General features: G+C 62.3%; 17 protein-coding genes. 7 read left to right on the top strand and 10 right to left on the bottom strand.

From position 1 onward, the window contains the following. Positions 1-185 precede the first annotated feature (185 nt). From LUB09_RS16150 to cmoB, 3 genes are all read left to right on the top strand, one after another. Positions 186-575, top strand: coding sequence for a protease inhibitor I42 family protein (locus LUB09_RS16150; RefSeq protein WP_231423040.1), 390 nt, complete (start codon positions 186-188; stop codon positions 573-575). 81 nt (positions 576-656) lie between these two features. Beyond that, positions 657-1,400 carry a carboxy-S-adenosyl-L-methionine synthase CmoA gene (cmoA, locus tag LUB09_RS16145; RefSeq protein WP_209989065.1) on the top strand — a complete coding sequence of 248 codons (744 nt, stop codon included), beginning with the start codon at positions 657-659 and terminating at the stop codon, positions 1,398-1,400. Beyond that, positions 1,397-2,353 (top strand): tRNA 5-methoxyuridine(34)/uridine 5-oxyacetic acid(34) synthase CmoB, encoded by a 957-nt coding sequence (gene cmoB / locus LUB09_RS16140; RefSeq protein ID WP_231423039.1) that lies wholly within the window; start codon positions 1,397-1,399, stop codon positions 2,351-2,353. Before cmoA ends, cmoB begins: the two co-directional genes overlap by 4 nt. A 74-nt stretch (positions 2,354-2,427) precedes the next feature. Here cmoB and tadA read toward each other — a convergent pair whose 3' ends face one another. From tadA to lptF, 10 genes are all read right to left on the bottom strand, one after another. Further along, entirely contained in the window at positions 2,428-2,928 is a 501-nt protein-coding gene (gene tadA, locus LUB09_RS16135; protein ID WP_231423038.1) for a tRNA adenosine(34) deaminase TadA, read from the bottom strand. Continuing rightward, a complete protein-coding gene (locus LUB09_RS16130) occupies positions 2,928-4,304 on the bottom strand; it encodes a multicopper oxidase family protein (RefSeq protein WP_231423037.1) in 1,377 nt (458 codons plus the stop codon). Before LUB09_RS16130 ends, tadA begins: the two co-directional genes overlap by 1 nt. A gap of 234 nt (positions 4,305-4,538) precedes the next feature. Next, positions 4,539-5,282, bottom strand: a complete 744-nt coding sequence (gene pdxJ, locus LUB09_RS16125; protein ID WP_209989054.1) for a pyridoxine 5'-phosphate synthase — start codon at positions 5,280-5,282, stop codon at positions 4,539-4,541. A gap of 51 nt (positions 5,283-5,333) precedes the next feature. Then, positions 5,334-6,023: a DNA repair protein RecO gene (recO, locus tag LUB09_RS16120; protein WP_003234110.1), complete on the bottom strand. Its 690-nt coding sequence runs from the start codon at positions 6,021-6,023 to the stop codon at positions 5,334-5,336. A gap of 218 nt (positions 6,024-6,241) precedes the next feature. Beyond that, the gene (gene era / locus LUB09_RS16115; protein ID WP_124422514.1) at positions 6,242-7,144 is read right to left on the bottom strand and encodes a GTPase Era; all 903 of its coding nucleotides are present in this window, start codon (positions 7,142-7,144) and stop codon (positions 6,242-6,244) included. Next, on the bottom strand, positions 7,137-7,826 hold the full coding sequence (rnc, locus tag LUB09_RS16110; RefSeq protein WP_003188856.1) for a ribonuclease III: 690 nt from the start codon (positions 7,824-7,826) through the stop codon (positions 7,137-7,139). Before rnc ends, era begins: the two co-directional genes overlap by 8 nt. A gap of 147 nt (positions 7,827-7,973) precedes the next feature. Next, positions 7,974-8,828, bottom strand: a complete 855-nt coding sequence (gene lepB / locus LUB09_RS16105; RefSeq protein WP_057006740.1) for a signal peptidase I — start codon at positions 8,826-8,828, stop codon at positions 7,974-7,976. 5 nt (positions 8,829-8,833) lie between these two features. Continuing rightward, positions 8,834-10,633: a translation elongation factor 4 gene (lepA, locus tag LUB09_RS16100; protein WP_057006741.1), complete on the bottom strand. Its 1,800-nt coding sequence runs from the start codon at positions 10,631-10,633 to the stop codon at positions 8,834-8,836. A 146-nt stretch (positions 10,634-10,779) separates the two neighbouring features. Next, positions 10,780-11,859: an LPS export ABC transporter permease LptG gene (gene lptG / locus LUB09_RS16095; protein ID WP_209989049.1), complete on the bottom strand. Its 1,080-nt coding sequence runs from the start codon at positions 11,857-11,859 to the stop codon at positions 10,780-10,782. Beyond that, positions 11,852-12,970 (bottom strand): LPS export ABC transporter permease LptF, encoded by a 1,119-nt coding sequence (gene lptF / locus LUB09_RS16090; RefSeq protein WP_003234122.1) that lies wholly within the window; start codon positions 12,968-12,970, stop codon positions 11,852-11,854. The genes lptG and lptF overlap by 8 nt, the downstream gene beginning before the upstream one ends. Before the next feature lie 283 nt (positions 12,971-13,253). Here lptF and LUB09_RS16085 point away from each other — a divergent pair, with 283 nt between their 5' ends. The 4 genes from LUB09_RS16085 to LUB09_RS16070 all read left to right on the top strand — a co-directional run bounded on the left by LUB09_RS16085 (position 13,254) and on the right by LUB09_RS16070 (position 18,639). Further along, positions 13,254-14,744 (top strand): leucyl aminopeptidase, encoded by a 1,491-nt coding sequence (locus LUB09_RS16085; RefSeq protein WP_231423036.1) that lies wholly within the window; start codon positions 13,254-13,256, stop codon positions 14,742-14,744. A gap of 54 nt (positions 14,745-14,798) precedes the next feature. Next, complete coding sequence (locus LUB09_RS16080; protein WP_231423035.1) at positions 14,799-15,227, top strand: DNA polymerase III subunit chi; 429 nt, start codon at positions 14,799-14,801, stop codon at positions 15,225-15,227. A 7-nt stretch (positions 15,228-15,234) separates the two neighbouring features. Further along, on the top strand, positions 15,235-15,582 hold the full coding sequence (locus tag LUB09_RS16075) for a hypothetical protein (RefSeq protein WP_057007053.1): 348 nt from the start codon (positions 15,235-15,237) through the stop codon (positions 15,580-15,582). A 210-nt stretch (positions 15,583-15,792) separates the two neighbouring features. After that, entirely contained in the window at positions 15,793-18,639 is a 2,847-nt protein-coding gene (locus LUB09_RS16070) for a valine--tRNA ligase (protein WP_209989041.1), read from the top strand. Positions 18,640-18,676: the final 37 nt, after the last annotated feature.

Raw genomic sequence — 18,676 nt, 5'->3', positions numbered from 1 at the left:
ATGCAGTGCCGGTAAGGGCCTCATCGGGAGCAAGCCCCCTCCCACACTTGAAGGTATTCACACTTCAAAATGTGGGAGGGGGCTTGCTCCCGATAGCGCCATCCGCCACACCACACACCTCGCCTGTCACCCCTCGCGCCATCTTCGGTTATGCTCGCCCTTCGTCGTGTACAACCGGAGCCCCCATGACCGTTGCCCGCCTGTTTCTCCCCTTGAGCCTTGCCGTGTTGTCCGCGTGCGCCAGCGCGCCGAAGCAAAACATCACCGTGGACGACCAGAGCGCCTGCCCGCTGCAGCTCAAATCCGGTCAGAACCTGATCCTCACTCTGCCGAGCAACCCCACCACCGGCTACCGCTGGGCCATTCAGGACTCGGCCGGCGGCGTGTTGCGCGCGCTGAGCCCCGAGGTCTACAGCAGCAGCGAATCCGGCGTGATTGGCGGCGGCGGCCAGTCCACGTGGCGGTTCCAGGCGTTCACCGCCGGGCAGGGCCGTTTGCGCCTCACCTCCCAGCAACCGTGGGAGCCGGAAGCCGAACCGGTCGACACCTTCGACTGCGCCATTACGGTGAACTAGGGCACCCCATCAGACAACCCGCGCACCGAAGGGCCAAGTTGGCTAAAATGCCGGCCCTTCCCTTTCGTCGCCGGAACAACCGTGAGCAAAGAACCCGATCGCCTATTCGCCCAGCCCTTGCCCCAGGTGCCGGACTTCGCCTTTAACGAGGACGTGGTGCGGGTGTTCCCGGACATGATCAAGCGCTCGGTGCCGGGTTACCCGACCATCGTCGAAAACCTCGGCGTACTCGCGGCGCAGTTCGCCCAGCCGAGCAGCGTGCTCTATGACCTCGGCTCGTCCCTCGGCGCCGTCACCCAGGCCCTGCGCCGCCATGTGCGCACGGACGGCTGCCGGGTGATCGCGGTGGATAACTCGGCGGCGATGGTCGAGCGTTGCCGTGAATACCTCAATGGCCAGGACTCGATGTTCCAGGAGCTGCTGCCGGTAGAGGTGATCGAAGGCGATATCCTTGCCTTGCAGTTCCAGCCGGCGTCGGTGGTGGCCCTGAATTTCACCCTGCAATTCATCGCTCCGGACGAGCGCCTGGCTTTGCTCTCGCGCATTCGCCAGGCGCTGGTGCCGGGCGGCGCGCTGATTCTTTCGGAAAAGCTGCGCTTCAATGACGCGCAGGAACACGCACTGCTCACCGACCTGCATATCGCGTTCAAGCGCGCCAACGGCTACAGCGAACTGGAAATCGCCCAGAAGCGCAGCGCCATCGAAAACGTCATGAAGCCCGACAGCCTCGAAGAACACCGCGAACGCCTGCTGGCGGCCGGGTTCTCGAGCGTGGTGCCGTGGTTTCAGTGTCTTAACTTTGCCTCGTTGATTGCCTTGCCATGATTGATCTGTCCCCCCTCGCCCGCCATCTGGTTGGCACGCCCCTGGCCGTGTGGGCCCAGGGCCTGCAAGCGCAGCTCGATAGCAAGATGGAAAAAGGTCACGGCGATCTGGAGCGCTGGCAAAGCGCGCTGGATGCGCTGCCGGCCATTCAGCCAAGCACCGTCGACCTGCTGAACGGCCTGACGCTGGACACCGATTGCGACGATCAGACCCGCGCGCAGATGCACACCGCCCTCATGGGCCTGAGCCCATGGCGCAAAGGCCCGTTCCACCTGTTCGGCGTGCACGTGGACACCGAATGGCGCTCGGACTGGAAGTGGTCGCGGGTGGCGCCGCACCTGAACCTTACGGGCAAGCGCATCCTTGATGTGGGCTGCGGCAACGGCTACTACATGTGGCGCATGCTCGGCGCCGGTGCCGACAGCGTGATCGGCGTGGACCCCAACTGGCTGTTTTTCTGCCAGTTCCAGGCGGTGCAACGCTACCTGTCCGAACCCAGGGCCTGGCACCTGCCGTTCCCGTTCGAAGACTTGCCGGCGAACCTCGAAGGCTTCGATACGGTGTTTTCCATGGGCGTGTTCTATCACCGGCGTTCGCCCATCGAGCACCTGCTGGCGTTGAAGGACACCCTGGTCAAGGGCGGCGAACTGGTGCTGGAAACCCTGGTGGTGGAAGGCGACCAGCAACAGGTGCTGGTGCCCGAAGACCGCTACGCACAGATGCGCAACGTGTGGTTCCTGCCCTCGGTGCCGGCCCTGATGCTATGGCTGCGCCGCGCCGGGTTCAGCGAAGTGCGCTGCGTGGACGTGAGCGTGACCACGGTGGAGGAACAGCGCGGTACCGAGTGGATGAAGTATCAGTCGCTGAGTGATTTTCTTGATCCGCAAGATCACAGCAAGACTATCGAAGGGCTGCCGGCACCGATGCGGGCGGTGATCATTGCCAGGAAATAAACCACAACGTCCCTGACTAAACGAAGATCACCTGTGGGAGCTGGCTTGCCTGCTCCCTCATTGGTTTCCCGGTGTCAGCTAGAAGAGGGTTTGGCTCGGCGGGCTTTGAAGAATTCGCTCAGAACGGCTCCGCATTCCTCGGCCAGCACCCCACCTTCAAACAACACCCGATGGTTGAGAAAGTCCTGGGTAAAGAACTGCCCCTGACTCTGCACAATCCCGGCCTTGGGCTCCAGCGCGCCATACACCACCCGCGCAACCCGCGCATGCACGATCAAGCCTGCGCACATGCTGCACGGCTCCAGGGTCACATACAGCGTGCTGCCCACCAGCCGGTAGTTGCTGATGGCCTGAGCTGCCGCGCGAATCGCGACCATCTCGGCGTGGGCGCTGGGGTCGTTGCCGCTGATGGGGCAATTGAAGCCACGGCCGATGATTTCGCCGTTTTGCACCAGCACCGCGCCCACCGGCACTTCGCCGCGTGCCGCGCCCTGGGCGGCAAGGGTCAGGGCTTCGCGCATGAAGTGCTGGTCGCGGCTGCGATCGATGATCGCTGCAGGACGAATCTGGCGCATCACGCCACCTCGATGGCGGCCATCAGGCCGGTTTCCATGTGGTCGATCACATGACAATGGAACATCCACACCCCGGGGTTATCCGCCACCAAGGCCACGCGGGCGCGTTCGTTCTTGCCCAGCAGGTAGGTGTCGGTAAAGTACGGCACCACCTTGTGGCGGTTCGAGGCGATCACCTTGAAGCTCATGCCGTGCAAGTGGATCGGGTGCTGGTACTGGGTCATGTTCTTCAGTTCAAAAATGTAACTCTTGCCTTTTTCCAGCCTGGCAATCGGGCGGTCGGCGCAGGTCTTGTCGGTGATGTCCCACGCCTTGCCGTTGATCTGCCACAGGCTCGGCGGCTTGCCGTCATCCACCGACACCGTGCCCACCCATTCAAAATTGAAGTTGAGTTTCTCCGCAGTGGCCAGGTCCGGCTCGCTGATCGGGTTGGCCGGCAACGCGGGCGGCCATTGGCCGGGCGCGTCGGTATTGGCCACCGAGCGGAAAGTGCCCAGGCGCACCGGCCCGTTACGGATCGACAGTTCTTCACCCGCCGGCGGCGCCTTGATTGCCAGGCAAATGCGCATGCCGGGCCCCAGCCAGTATTCCTTGCCGAGCGGGCGCGGTTCGATGGGGTTGCCGTCCAGCGCGTAGATCTGCGCGTCGACGTCCGGGATGTTGATGCGATAGGTCAGGGTGTTGTCGAGGTTGAGCAGGCGCACGCGGGTGATCTGCCCGGCCGGCAGGTCGATCACCGCCTGGGACACGCCGTTGATGGTCGACAGACGCCCCGCCGTACCGCCGCGCGCCGCCTCACGTGGAATGCTGAACGCGACGAATGCGCCGTCTTCGTCCACATGCCAGCTTTTCAGGCTGAGGGTGCGTTCGTGCTTGAAGCCGGTGGATTCGCGTTCCTCGATGATCAACGGGCCGACCAGGCCACGGCCGAGCTCTTCGCTGCTGTTCACATGGGGGTGGTACCAGTAGCTGCCGGCATCGGGCACGCGGAATTTGTAGTCGAAGTATTCGCCGGGCAATACCGGCAGCTGCGAGACGTAGGGCACGCCGTCCATCTCCAGCGGCAAGCGGATGCCATGCCAGTGGATGGTGGTGGCCACCGGCAGGTGATTGATGAAGCGCACCCGCAGCCATTCGCCCTGACGCACCCGCAGCTCGGTGCCGGGCGCCGAAGGGCCGAACGCCCAGGCCTGGGTGAGGTGACCGGGGACCAGCTCCACATCCAGGGGCGCAGCGATCAACTCGTAATCGTGCCCCGCCTCGGACTCGGCGACCTTCCCCAGCCAGTAGCGATAGCCGCCCCCGGCGCCGACGCCTACAACGGCCAGGCCCGCAAGACCACCCAGGATTTGTCGACGGGAAAAGGATCGGGACACAACAACCTCGCGTATCAGCCGCAGGCGCAGGGCCTGCAAAGGGCGGATACGATACACCTGCAAGGGCTAAACAGTAAGGCTTCGCATTGCCACACCGTTGATTGCTGAAGCCTGATGGCGATCAAAATGTGGGAGCGGGCTTGCTCCCGATGGCGGTGGGTCAGGCAGGGATTGGCTGGCTGACACACTGCTATCGGGAGCAAGCCCCCTCCCACACTGGACTTTCTGCGTTCTTCAGGCCCTGGAGGCGGCGAGGATCAGCGCCTTCATCTCGGCCACCGCGCCTTTGAAACCGACGAACAGCGCATGGGCCACCAGCGCGTGGCCGATGTTCAGTTCGTTGATGCCCTTGATCGCGGCCACCGCCTGCACGTTGTGGTAATGCAGGCCATGGCCGGCGTTGACGATCAGGCCTTGATCGAGGCCGCACTTCACGCCGTCGATGACGCGCTGCAGCTCGTCGGCGACTTCGGTGGGCGTGGTGGCGTCGGCGTAACGGCCGGTGTGCAGTTCGATGGCCGGCGCACCGACACGGCGCGAGGCTTCGATCTGGCGCTCGTCGGCGTCGATGAACAGCGAGACTTCGCTGCCGATCTGCGACAGGCGCTCCACGGCGGCCTTGATCCGCGCTTCCTGGCCGGCCACATCGAGGCCGCCTTCGGTGGTGAGTTCCTGGCGGGTTTCCGGCACCAGGCAGATGTGCGCCGGGCGGATGCGCTCGGCGAACGCCATCATCGCTTCGGTGACGCCCATTTCGAAATTCATGCGGGTTTGCAGCACATCCTTGAGCAGCAGCACATCACGTTCCTGGATATGACGACGGTCTTCGCGCAGGTGCACGGTGATACCATCGGCGCCTGCTTCTTCGGCGTCCAGCGCGGCCTTGACCGGGTCCGGGTAGCGGGTGCCCCGGGCCTGACGCAGGGTGGCGACGTGGTCGATATTGACGCCAAGAAGAATGCGATTGCTGGTGCTCACGGAAGCGCTCCTGAAAAGGGAAAGAATCGGTGCACAGCATACACGGGGATGTCAGGGCTTTCGAAACAACTCGCGACTGACCAGCGGCTTGCCCCCCAGGTGCACCGCGAGGGCCTGGCGCATCAGGCGCTTGGCAGCGGACAGCGCGCCGGGCGCGGTCCAGTCCGCCTCGCTCATGGCCAGCAACTCGGCGCCCTGGAACAGCCCCGGCTGCAGCAGGTAGACGCGCTCCAGGCCGGCGTCGACCTGCAGGCGGTACATGCCATCGGCGGCGACGGGCTCGCCGTGCACGTCGTTGCTCAGTTCGAAGCCGTAGCCCAGATCGTCCAGCAGGCGCCATTCGAAGGCGCGCAACAACGGCTCCAGCGGGCGGCCTTCGGCGAGGGCGAGCAAGGTGGCGGCGTAGTGATCGAACACGCCGGGGTGCGGGTCTTCGGCGGGTAGCAGGCGGATCAACAGTTCATTGAGGTAGAGGCCACTGAACAGCGCATCGCCATTGAGCCAGGCGGAGGTGCCGACGCTTTCCAGGCGGCCGACGTTCTTCAGCTCGCCCTTGCCGCGAAACTCCACGTCCAGTGCCACGAACGGCCGGGCCAGTGTGCCGGCCTTGCCGCGCGCACTGCGCAACACCGCGCGCAGGCGCCCTTGTGGCGTGAGGAAGTCCACCAGGGCGCTGGTCTCGCGGTAGGCGCGGCTGTGCAGCACGTAGGCGAGTTGGCTGGGAGGTGGGGATTGGGACATGAGACGGGAAATCTCTGAAGAGCAATCGATGTGCTGAATGAACACTTATTGTGGCGAGCAGGCTCGCCCTGCGTTGGGCTGCAGAGCAGCCCCTATAAGATCAACCCGATTCTACGGACAGACCTCAGTGGCAGGTTTTGGGGCTGCTTCGCAACCCAACGCAGGGCAAGCCTGCTCGCCACAGCAAGCCCTCCCACATTTTTGGTCCAGCGGTGTTCTTACAGGTCGCCGTAGCCGAGGGAGCGCAGCGCGCGCTCGTCATCGGACCAGCCACCCTTCACCTTCACCCACAGGTTGAGCATGATCTTGGAGTCGAACAGCAGCTCCATGTCCTTGCGCGCTTCGGTGCCGATGCGCTTGATGCGCTCGCCCTTGTCGCCAATGATGATTTTCTTCTGGCCGTCACGCTCGACGAGAATCAGCGCGTGGATGTGCAAGGTCTTGCCCTGCTGCTTGAACTCTTCGATTTCCACGGTGATCTGGTACGGCAGCTCGGCGCCCATCTGGCGCATGATTTTTTCGCGCACCAGTTCAGCGGCGAGAAAGCGGCTGCTGCGGTCGGTGATCTGGTCTTCCGGGAAGAAGTGTTCGTTTTCCGGCAGGTAGCCGGCGATCACGCGCTCCAGGGCTTCGAGGTTGTGGCCGTGCTGGGCCGAGATCGGCATGATCTGCGCGTTCGGCAGTTGTTCCTGCAACCAGGTCAGGTGCGGCATCAGCTCGGCTTTGTCTTCAATGCGGTCGGTCTTGTTCAGCGCCACGATCAACGGGCCGGTGACGTACTGCACGCGCTCCAGGACCATCTGGTCTTCGTCGGTCCACTTGGTGCGGTCGACGACGAAGATCACCACGTCGACGTCTTTCAACGCCGCCGAGGCGGTCTTGTTCATGTAGCGGTTGAGGGCTTTCTCGCCACCCTTGTGCATGCCCGGAGTGTCGACGTACACCGCCTGCACATGGCCTTCGGTCTTGATGCCGAGCATGTTGTGCCGGGTGGTCTGCGGCTTGCGCGAGGTGATCGCAAGCTTCTGGCCGAGGATATGGTTGAGCAGCGTGGACTTGCCCACGTTGGGGCGGCCAACAATGGCAACATAGCCACAGCGTGTTGCGGTTGAATCAGTCATGGCCATTCTCCACGCCCAGGGCAATCAGTGCTGCAGCGGCCGCTACCTGTTCGGCAATACGACGGCTCACACCCTGACCTCGGCTTTTTTCGTTCAATAAGGTGATTTCACATTCCACGAAAAACACGCGGCAATGGGGCTCACCCTGGATATCCACCACTTCGTAGCGTGGCAGTTCGCACCCGCGCGACTGCAGGTATTCCTGCAGGCGGGTCTTGGGATCCTTGTTGGTGTCGACCAGGGTCAGGCTCTCGATCTCCGAGGCCAGCCAGGCGACCACCCGCTCTTTGGCGGTCTCCATGCCTGCATCCAGGTAGATCGCGCCGATCAGGGCTTCGAGGGCATCGGCCAGGATCGACTCGCGACGAAAGCCGCCGCTCTTCAATTCACCGGACCCCAGGCGCAGGTACTCGCCCAGGCCGAAGCCACGGGCCAGCACGGCCAGGGTCTCGCCTTTCACCAGCCGTGCACGCAGGCGTGACAACTGGCCTTCGCGGGCCTGGGGGAAGCGCTCGAACAACGCCTCTCCGGCGGCGAAATTGAGGATGGCATCACCGAGGAATTCCAGGCGCTCGTTATTGCGCCCTGCAAAGCTGCGGTGTGTGAGGGCAAGGACCATCAATTCCTGATCCTTGAAGGTGTAGCCGAGCTGGCGCTCGAGACGACTCAGAGAAACGGTCACGGTTTATCCATATCTAGTTGGTGGCACCGGCGGCCATCGACGATTGACGCAGTGTTCAAATTCAAATCCTGATAGTTGCCGCGTGAGGCCGGACATTGTCCAGGCCCCAGAAAAGCATTCGGCGCTGTGTTCACAGCGCCGCCTGTATTACTTGATCAGCCCGACCCGCGAGAAGTTCGGCAGGTGGCTGAGCTTGGGTTCCGGCCAGCTCATCCAGACCGCGAAGGCCTTGCCGACGATATTCTGGTCGGGGACCATGCCCAGCAGCTCCTTGGGAATGCTGGGATCATCCCAGTAGCGGCTGTCGTTGGAATTGTCGCGGTTGTCGCCCATCATGAAGTAGTGCCCGGCCGGCACTTTCCACTCGCCATCGGGCGTGGCGCGGTAGCGGCTCATTTCCTTGCGGATCTGGTGCTCCACCGCACCGAGCTTTTCCTGATACAGCTCGGCGCTGCCCAGGGTGTTCGGCTCGGCGCCCAGCAGCTTCTCGGCCACCGATTCACCGTTGATGAACAGGCGCTTGTCGCTGGTGTAGCGAATCACGTCGCCCGGCAGGCCGACCACGCGCTTGATGTAGTTGACGTTCGGATCGCTCGGGTAGCGGAACACCATCACGTCGCCGCGCTGCGGGTCACCGACTTCGATGACTTTCTTGTCGACCACCGGCAGGCGAATTCCGTAGGAAAACTTGTTCACCAGGATGAAGTCGCCCACGTCCAGGGTAGGTTTCATCGATCCCGAAGGAATCTGGAACGGCTCCACCAGGAACGAACGCAGCACCAGCACGATGAACAGCACCGGGAAGAACGACTTGCCGTATTCAACCAGCAGCGGTTCCTTGTTCAGCTTCTCGACCACCACCGCATCAGGCTGGCTGACGCTGCCCTGATACGACGCAATAGCCGCGCGCCGACGTGGCGCGAAGAACACCAGATCGAGCAACGCCAGGAGGCCGCAGACGGCGACGGCAATGACCAGCAACAGCGGGAAATTTAGTGACATAGGACCTAACTATCCAACCTGAGCACCGCAAGGAAGGCTTCTTGTGGAATTTCCACATTGCCCACTTGCTTCATGCGTTTTTTACCGGCCTTTTGCTTCTCAAGCAGCTTGCGCTTACGGCTTACGTCACCGCCGTAGCATTTGGCCAATACGTTCTTTCTGAGAGCCTTGACGGAGGTTCGCGCAATGATCTGCCCGCCGATGGCGGCCTGGATCGCGACGTCGAACATCTGACGCGGAATCAGTTCTTTCATTTTTTCGGTCAACTGGCGACCTTTGTAGTGCGCGTTGTCCTTGTGCACGATCAGCGCAAGGGCGTCCACTTTGTCGCCGTTGATCAGTACATCCAGTTTCACCAGATTGGCCGATTGGTAGCGGTCGAAATGGTAATCCAGCGAAGCATAGCCGCGACTGGTGGACTTGAGACGGTCGAAGAAGTCCAGGACCACTTCGTTCATCGGCAAATCGTAGGTCACTTGCACCTGGGTACCGAGGAACAGCATGTCGTGCTGCACGCCACGCTTTTCGATACACAGGGTAATCACGTTGCCCAGGTGTTCCTGGGGCACCAGGATATTGGCGCGCACGATCGGTTCGCGCATGTCTTCGATGGAAGACAGGTCTGGAAGCTTGGAGGGGTTGTCGACGTAAATCGTTTCACCGGTTTTCAGCAACAACTCGAAAATAACGGTTGGCGCGGTGGTGATCAGGTCGAGGTCGTATTCGCGCTCCAGGCGCTCCTGGATGATCTCCATGTGCAGCATGCCGAGGAACCCGCAGCGGAAGCCGAAGCCCAGGGCGTCGGAGCTTTCCGGGGTGTACTGCAACGACGAGTCGTTGAGGGTCAGCTTTTGCAGGGCCTCGCGGAAGTCTTCGAAGTCGTCGGAGCTGACCGGGAACAGGCCGGCGTAGACCTGCGGCTGGATACGCTTGAAGCCCGGCAGCATGTCGACGTCAGGCGTGGAGCTGAGGGTCAGGGTGTCACCCACCGGTGCACCGTGGATGTCCTTGATACCGGCGATGATGAAGCCTACTTCACCGGCTTTCAGATCCGTGGTCGCGGTATGTTTTGGGTTGAACACACCGACGCTGTCCACCAGGTGGATCTTGCCGGTGGACTTGACCAGGATCTTGTCGCCCTTCTTCACACGGCCGTGGCGCACGCGTACCAGGGAGACAACGCCCAGGTAGTTGTCGAACCAGGAGTCGATGATCAACGCTTGCAGCGGATCTTCGTAGTTGCCGGTGGGGGCCGGAATGGTCTTGACCAGGCGCTCGAGCACCTCGTCCACGCCCAGGCCGGTCTTGGCGCTGCACTCGACGGCGTCGGTGGCGTCGATGCCGATGATTTTTTCGATTTCTTCCTTGACGCGGTCCGGATCGGCCTGGGGCAGGTCGATCTTGTTCAGCACCGGCATTACTTCAAGGCCCTGCTCGATGGCGGTGTAGCAGTTGGCCACGGACTGGGCTTCCACGCCCTGGCCCGCATCCACTACCAGCAACGCACCTTCGCAGGCGGCCAACGAGCGGCTGACTTCGTAGGTGAAGTCAACGTGGCCGGGAGTGTCAATGAAGTTGAGCTGGTACCGGATACCGTCTTTGGCGGTGTAGTACAGGGTGACGCTGTGGGCCTTGATGGTGATCCCGCGCTCGCGTTCGAGGTCCATGGAATCCAGAACCTGGGCTTCCATTTCACGCTCGGCAAGGCCACCGCACATCTGGATGAATCGATCGGCCAGCGTCGACTTGCCATGGTCAATGTGGGCGATGATGGAGAAATTGCGGATATGACTCAAATCACTCACGGATCAACACTCAAAAAGGCTGCAGGCAGATTGCCCGCTGAAAAATAGCCGGGAATTGTACCTGATGCTCGGGCCAGACGTCATCTTTGCTGTCCAGAACGCGAAAGGCCCCGTCAATACGGGGCCTTTCGCTTGCCAGGGCATTCTTACCCGGCGCGGCGCAGCAGCCAGAACCCGGCCAGGGCGCAGATGGCGGTGGGCACCAGCACCGCAAACAGCGGCGAGAAACCGAACACCAGGCTCGACGGCCCGAGCAGATCCTGGGCAATGCGGAAGGTAAAGCCCACCAGCACACCGGTGAAGACGCGCTGGCCGAGGGTGACCGAGCGCAACGGGCCGAAGATGAACGAAATAGCCATCAGCACCAGCGCGGCGGTGACCACCGGCTGCAACACCTTGACCCAGAATGCCAGCCAGTAGCGGCCGTTGTTCAGGCCCTGGTCCTTGAGGTAATGGATATAGCTCCACAACCCGGAGATCGGCAGGCTTTCCGGGATCATCACCACGGTATTGAGCAGCTCCGGCTTGAGGGCGATGTCCCATTGCTCGGTCGGCACGTTGATCACTTCGGTGCTGGCCTTGGTGCCCTGGCCCGCGTTGCGGAAATAGGTGGTGGTGACGTCGGTCAGTTGCCACTGATTGGCGCTGTACTGCGCACGTTTGGCGAAACTGGACGACAACATGTGGCGCTCTTTGTCGAACGTGTAGCGCGTCACCCCGATCAACAGGCCGCCCGGTTGCACGGCGTTGATGTGGATGAACTCTTCACCCTGGCGGTGCCACAGGCCGTGCTTGGCGCTTTGCGCATCCCCCGAACCCTGGGCCAGGGCGCGATTGGCCTGGGCGGTGGTTTCGGCCGGCGGCGCGACGTATTCACCGATCAGCACGCTGCACGCCATCAGCAGCAGCATGGGTTTCATCACCGCCCAGACGATACGGCCGACGGAAACCCCGGCAGCGCGCATGATGGTCAGTTCGCTGTTGCTGGCCAGGCTGCCCAGGCCAATCAGGCAACCGATCAGCGCGGCCATCGGCATCATGTCGTAGAGACGGCGTGGCGCGGTGAGGGCCACGTAGCTCAGCACGTCGGTCACCGTGTAGGTGTCGCTGACGTTGCTGACCTCATCAATAAAGGCAAACAGCGACGCCAGGCCGAGGATGATGCCCAATACCGCCAGGATGGCGACCAGTACACTTTTGCCAATGTAGCGATCGAGCTTAACCACGCGCCATCTCCTTCTGGCCACGACGGCTCTTCATTTTCAAGCGGATAGGTTCCCAGTACAGCAGCCCCAGGCCGATCACCAGGAAGATCCCGTGCACCCACCACAGGCCAAGGGTCGGCGACAGCTTGCCCTTCTCCAGGGAGCCACGCGCGGAAATCAGGATGGTGAGGTAGGCCATGTACAGCAGGATCGCCGGCAGCAGTTTGAGGAAGCGGCCCTGGCGCGGGTTGACGCGCGACAGCGGCACGGCCATCAGCGTCACGATAAACACCAGCAGCGGCAGGGAAATGCGCCATTGCAGCTCGGCGATGGAGCGCAGTTCGGTGCTGCCGAACAGCTCCTGGGTGGGGATCGCGTCGCGGTCGGTGACTTCGTCGCTGACATCCGGCCGCGCGAGCATCACGCCGTAGGTGTCGTACTTGATGGCGCGGTAGTCGGCCTGGCCGGGGCTGCCGTCATAGCGATAGCCGTTTTCCAGGATCAGGTAGCGGCTGCCGTCGGGCCGCACTTCCTGGCGCCCGGCATCGGCGACCAGCACGGAGATGCCGCGGTCCTTCTTGTCCTGGCCCAGGCGTTTTTCGGAGATGAACACCCCGCCGAGGTTGGCGCGGTCGTCGGTCAGGGTTTCGGTGTAGGTGACCCGGGTGCCGTCGTTGAGCGCCTGGAAGCGGCCAGGTTCCAGGGTATCGAACTCGGTCATGGCGTCCTGCTTGTTCAGCACCAGCTGAAATTGCATGGCGCCCTGGGGCGCCAGGCTCAGGCTCAGCCAGGCCACGATCAGCGCGACGCCGGCTGCCGGAATCATGGTCATGGCCAGCAGGCGTTGCTGGCTCATGCCGGTCGCCGACAGCACGGTCATTTCGCTCTCAAGGTACAGTCGGCCATAAGCCAGCAGGATCCCGAGAAACAGGCCCAGCGGCAGGATCAACTGCAAAAAACCCGGCAGGCGAAAGCCCATGATCAGGAACAGCGAACCGGGGTCGAGGGCGCCGGAAGCCGCCTGGGCCAGGTATTTGACGAAACGACCACTCATGATGATGACCAGCAATACCGCACTCACGGCACTCAGGGTCAGCAGGACTTCGCGGGATAGATAACGGAAGACGATCAAACCAGACACTCCAGGGTTGTCAGGCTAAGGCGGCCAAACAAGCAAGCATACCGAGCGACCCGTTTGCACGGGCCGGCTAAAAAGATGGCGCATTATCCTGTGATTGACCGCGCCTGTCACGGTGCAACCTCATGCGCGAGCACAAAGCGTGCGCCGAGGGTTGTCAGGCTTCGCCTGCGAGGTTCAAACTGCGGCCCTTGTCGCGGGCGGTTTACACAGCTGCCTCGCTTTAAGCCTGGCTATACAGACGCCAGGCTCACCGACCTTTATAAGGGACCCGAACATGGAACTGGTTGTAAAAAGCGTTAGCCCCGAAACGTTGAAGACCGCCACCCTCGTGGTCGCCATCGGCGAAGGCCGCAAGCTGGGCGTCGCCGCCAGCCAACTCGACGAATTGAGCGGCGGCGCCATCAGCGCGATCCTCAAGCGCGGCGACCTGGCCGGCAAAGTGGGCCAGTGCCTGCTGCTGCAAAGCCTGCCCAACCTCAAGGCCGACCGCGTATTGCTGGTGGGCGTGGGCAAGGACGCCGAACTGGGCGACCGTCCGTTCCGCAAGATCATCAGCACCCTGCTCACCACCCTCAAGGGCCTGGGCGGCACCGAGGCCGTACTGGCACTCGATGAAATCGTCGTCAAGGGCCGTGACAGCTATGGCAAGACCCGCCTGCTGGCCGAAAGCCTGGTGGACGGCGGCTACGTGTTCGATCAATTCAAGAGCCAGAAAGCCGAACCGCGCGCGCTCAAGAAAATCACCCTGCTGACCATCAAGGCCGCCCAGGCCGAAGTGCAGCGCGCCGTGACCCACGCCACCGCGATTGCCAACGGCATGTCGTTCACCCGTGACCTGGGCAACCTGCCGCCGAACATCTGCCACCCGACGTACCTGGGCGAACAGGCCAAGGCACTGGGCAAGGAGTTCAAGGGGCTGAAGGTTGAAGTGCTGGACGAGAAAAAGATCAAGGAACTGGGCATGGGCTCGTTCTACGCCGTGGGTCAGGGCAGCGACCAGCCTCCACGCTTGATCGTGATGCAATACAACGGCGGCAAGAAATCCGAGAAGCCCTACGCCCTGGTAGGTAAAGGCATCACGTTCGACACCGGCGGCATCAGCCTCAAGCCTGGCCTGGGCATGGATGAGATGAAGTACGACATGGGTGGCGCCGCGAGCGTGTTCGGCACCCTGCGTGCCGTACTGGAACTCAAGCTGCCGATCAACCTGGTGTGCATCCTGGCCTGCGCCGAGAACATGCCGAGCGGCGGCGCGACCCGTCCGGGCGATATCGTCACTACCCTGAGCGGCCAGACCGTCGAGATCCTCAACACCGACGCCGAAGGCCGCCTGGTGCTGTGCGACGCCCTCACCTACGCCGAGCGCTTCAAGCCACAGGCCGTGATCGACATCGCCACCCTGACCGGCGCCTGCGTGGTCGCCCTGGGCGCCCACACTTCGGGCCTGCTGGGCAATAACGATGAGCTGATCGAGCAACTGCTCAGCGCCGGTCAGGCAGCCGACGACCGCGCCTGGCAATTGCCGCTGTTCGACGAGTACCAGGAGCAGCTGGACAGCCCGTTCGCCGACATCGCCAACATCGGTGGCCCGAAAGCCGGCACCATCACGGCCGCCTGCTTCCTGTCGCGCTTTGCCAAGAACTTCAACTGGGCCCACCTGGACATCGCCGGCACTGCCTGGACCAGCGGCGGCAAGGACAAGGGCGCCACCGGCCGTCCGGTGCCCCTGCTGACCCAGTACCTGCTGGATCGCGCCAAGGCCTGAAACTGAAGACGCCGGGGCGGTGATCATTTCGCCGTCCCGGCCTCAGGAACCGCAATGACCCAAGTCGACTTCTATATATTGCCCAGCGCCGACCCGCTCGCGCGCCTGGACTTTGCCTGCAAACTCACCGAAAAAGCCTGGCGCATGGGCCACCGCATCTACCTGCATTGCAGCGATGCCGGCCAGCGCGATGAGCTGGATGCGCGCCTGTGGCGCTTCAAGGGCGAAAGCTTCGTGCCCCACGGCCCCGCAGAATCCGAGCCCGACGGCCGTGTGGTGCTGGGGTTGGGCGACGGCTGCGGCAATCACCAGGACCTGCTGATCAACCTGGACCTGAAAGTACCGGCCTTTGCCAGGGCATTCGCCCGCGTGGCGGAGGTGGTGGTGGAAGATCCGGCTGTTCGTCAGGCCGCGCGGGAGAGTTTTCGTTTCTATCGCGAACAGGGCTATCCTCTGCAGGATCACCGGCTACAACGACTTTGAGTAGATGATGGACACGCCAAACCCGATTAAAAAAGACGACCATTTACTGGACGACCTCGAGTCGATCCGTCAACTGCTGGGTGACGACGACCTGCAGCCGCCGTTGCTGACCGAAGCGGTCATGGACGAAGCACAGATTGCCATGGCGTTCGACACGCCAACGCCGCAACCCGCTGCCGCCACAGCGGAAAAACCGCAGGACGCCTTGTTGCTGCACCTGGACAACGAACTGCGGGCCGCTGCGCAATTGATCATGCAGGACGTGATCGACGACTTCGCACCGCACATCGAAACCGAGATCAAGCGCCGGCTGGATGCGCGAATGGAGCGGTTGCTCAGCCAATACCAGTCCTGAGCTTCACCCATATCCCGTGTGGGAGGGGGCTTGCTCCCGATAGCGGTGTGTCAGTCATCAATTCATAGCTGATCCGCCATTATCGGGAGCAAGCCCCCTCCCACAGTTGATCGCGTATCCCTTAAGCCTGTCTTCGTCTCGCCCTCTCCCCTATCCCCCGTTATACTTGCCGGCTTTCCTGAATAAATGCCAACTAGGGTCCCGCCGCGCATGGATAAGACCTATCAGCCCCACGCTATTGAAACTTCCTGGTACAACACCTGGGAGTCCGAGAACTATTTCGCCCCACAAGGTGCGGGCGACCCCTACACCATCATGATTCCGCCACCGAACGTCACTGGCAGCCTGCACATGGGCCATGGCTTCAACAATGCGATCATGGATGCGTTGATCCGTTTCCGCCGCATGCAGGGTCGAGACACCCTGTGGCAGCCGGGCACCGACCACGCCGGCATCGCCACGCAGATGCTGGTGGAGCGTCAACTGGAAGCCACCGGCCAAAGCCGTCATGACCTGGGCCGCGAGAAATTCCTGGAAAAGATCTGGGAATGGAAGGACCAGTCCGGCGGCAATATCAGCCGTCAGATCCGCCGCCTGGGTTCGTCCGTCGACTGGAGCCGCGAGCGGTTCACCATGGACGACGGCCTGTCGGAGGCCGTTAAAGAAGCCTTCGTGCGCCTGCATGAAGACGGCCTGATCTACCGCGGCAAGCGCCTGGTCAATTGGGACACCAAGCTGCACACGGCAATCTCCGATCTTGAAGTGGAAAATCACGACGAGAAAGGCTTCCTGTGGAACCTCAAGTACCCGCTGGCCGACGGCGCCAAAACCGCCGAAGGCAACGACTACCTGATCGTCGCCACGACCCGTCCGGAAACCATGCTCGGCGACGCCGCCGTCGCGGTTAACCCGAATGACGAGCGCTACCAGGCCCTGATCGGCAAATTCGTCGAGCTGCCGCTGGTCGGCCGCCGCATTCCGATCATCGCGGACGACTACTGCGACCCCGAATTCGGCACCGGCTGCGTGAAGATCACCCCGGCCCACGACTTCAACGACTATGAAGTCGGCAAGCGCCACAACCTGCCGCTGCTGAACATCTTCGATAAAAACGCCGCCGTATTGCCAGCCTGCCAGGTGTTCAACCTGGACGGCACACTCAACGACAGCATCGACGGCAAAATCCCGGCCGCATACGCAGGCCTGGACCGCTTTGAAGCGCGCAAGCAGATCGTCGCAGCGTTCGATGCCGCCGGCTTGCTGGTCAGCGTCGACGACCACGGCCTGAAAGTGCCGAAGGGCGACCGTTCCGGCACCGTCATCGAGCCGTGGTTGACCGACCAGTGGTACGTGTCCACCAAGCCGTTGGCCGAGCCTGCCATTGCTGCTGTCGAAGACGGCCGCATCCAGTTCGTGCCCAAGCAGTACGAAAACATGTACTTCTCTTGGATGCGCGACATTCAGGATTGGTGCATCAGCCGTCAGCTGTGGTGGGGCCACCGTATTCCGGCCTGGTATGACGAGTCGGGCAAGGTCTATGTCGGCCGCGACGAAGCCGAAGTGCGTGCCAAGCACAACCTCGGAGCCGACATTGCGCTGCAACAGGACAACGACGTACTCGACACCTGGTTCAGCTCGGGCCTGTGGACGTTCTCGACACTCGGCTGGCCGCAGCAGACTGAATTCCTCAAGAAATTCCACTCCACCGACGTGCTGGTCACTGGTTTCGATATCATTTTCTTCTGGGTTGCCCGGATGATCATGCTGACCATGCACCTGGTGAAGAACGAGGACGGCACGCCGCAGGTACCGTTCAAGACCGTGTACGTGCACGGCCTGGTGCGTGATGGCCAGGGCCAGAAGATGTCCAAGTCCAAGGGTAACGTCCTGGACCCGCTGGACATCATCGACGGCATCGACCTGGAAACCCTGGTGCAGAAACGCACCTCGGGCCTGATGCAGCCGAAACTGGCGAAGAAGATCGAGAAGCAGACCCGCGACGAGTTCGCCGATGGTATTGCCAGCTATGGCACCGACGCCCTGCGCTTTACCTTCTGCTCGCTGGCGTCCACCGGTCGCGACATCAAGTTCGACATGGGCCGCGTCGAAGGCTATCGCAACTTCTGCAACAAGATCTGGAACGCCGCGCGCTACGTGCTGGACAAAGGCGAGGACTGCGGCCAGAACGGCGAAGCCTATGAGCTGAGCCTGGCCGATCGCTGGATCATCTCGCAGTTGCAGCGCACCGAAGCCGAAGTAACCCGCCAGCTCGACCAGTTCCGTTTCGACCTGGCCGCGCAGGCCTTGTACGAGTTCATCTGGAACCAGTATTGCGACTGGTACCTGGAGCTGTCCAAGCCGGTGCTGTGGGACGAAAACGCGCCGGTCGAACGCCAGCGCGGCACCCGTCGCACCCTGGTGCGCGTGCTGGAAGTGGCGCTGCGCCTGGCGCATCCGTTCATGCCGTTCATCACCGAAGAAATCTGGCAGCGCCTGGCGCCGCTGGCCGGTATCGACGGCAAAACCATCATGCTGCAGCCGTGGCCGGTGGCCAATGAAGCCCGCATCGATGAAGCCGCCGAAAGCGATATCGAATGGCTCAAGACTCTGATGCTCGGCACGCGCAACATCCGCGCCGAAATGAACATCGGGCCGGGCAAGCCACTCGCCGTGTTCGTCAAGAACGCCAGCGCCGAGGATCAGCGTCGTCTCGATGAGAACGATGCGCTGCTCAAGAAACTGGCGAAGCTGGAGTCGATCACCGTGCTGGCTGATGGCGCCGAAGCACCGCTGTCTGCCACCGCACTGGTGGGCGACATGGAAGTGCTGGTGCCGATGGCCGGGCTGATCGACAAGGGCGCGGAATTGGCCCGTCTCGACAAGGAAATGCTGCGCCTGCAAGGCGAAGTGCAACGGGTGGGCGGCAAGCTGTCCAACGCGGCATTCGTCGACAAGGCGCCGGCTGAAGTGATCGACAAGGAACGCGCCAAGCTGGCCGAGGCTGAACAGGCCCTGGGCAAGCTGGCGGAGCAGCATGCGCGGATTTCCAGCCTTTAAGGCTTGAGCCGTGTGAGAAAAGAGACCTTCGGGTCTC

It is taken from the genome of Pseudomonas sp. Leaf59 (assembly GCF_920984685.1).
Lineage (GTDB): Bacteria > Pseudomonadota > Gammaproteobacteria > Pseudomonadales > Pseudomonadaceae > Aquipseudomonas.
Note: the sequence above shows the minus strand (reverse complement) of the source record. Positions and strands in the feature narration are given on the sequence as shown.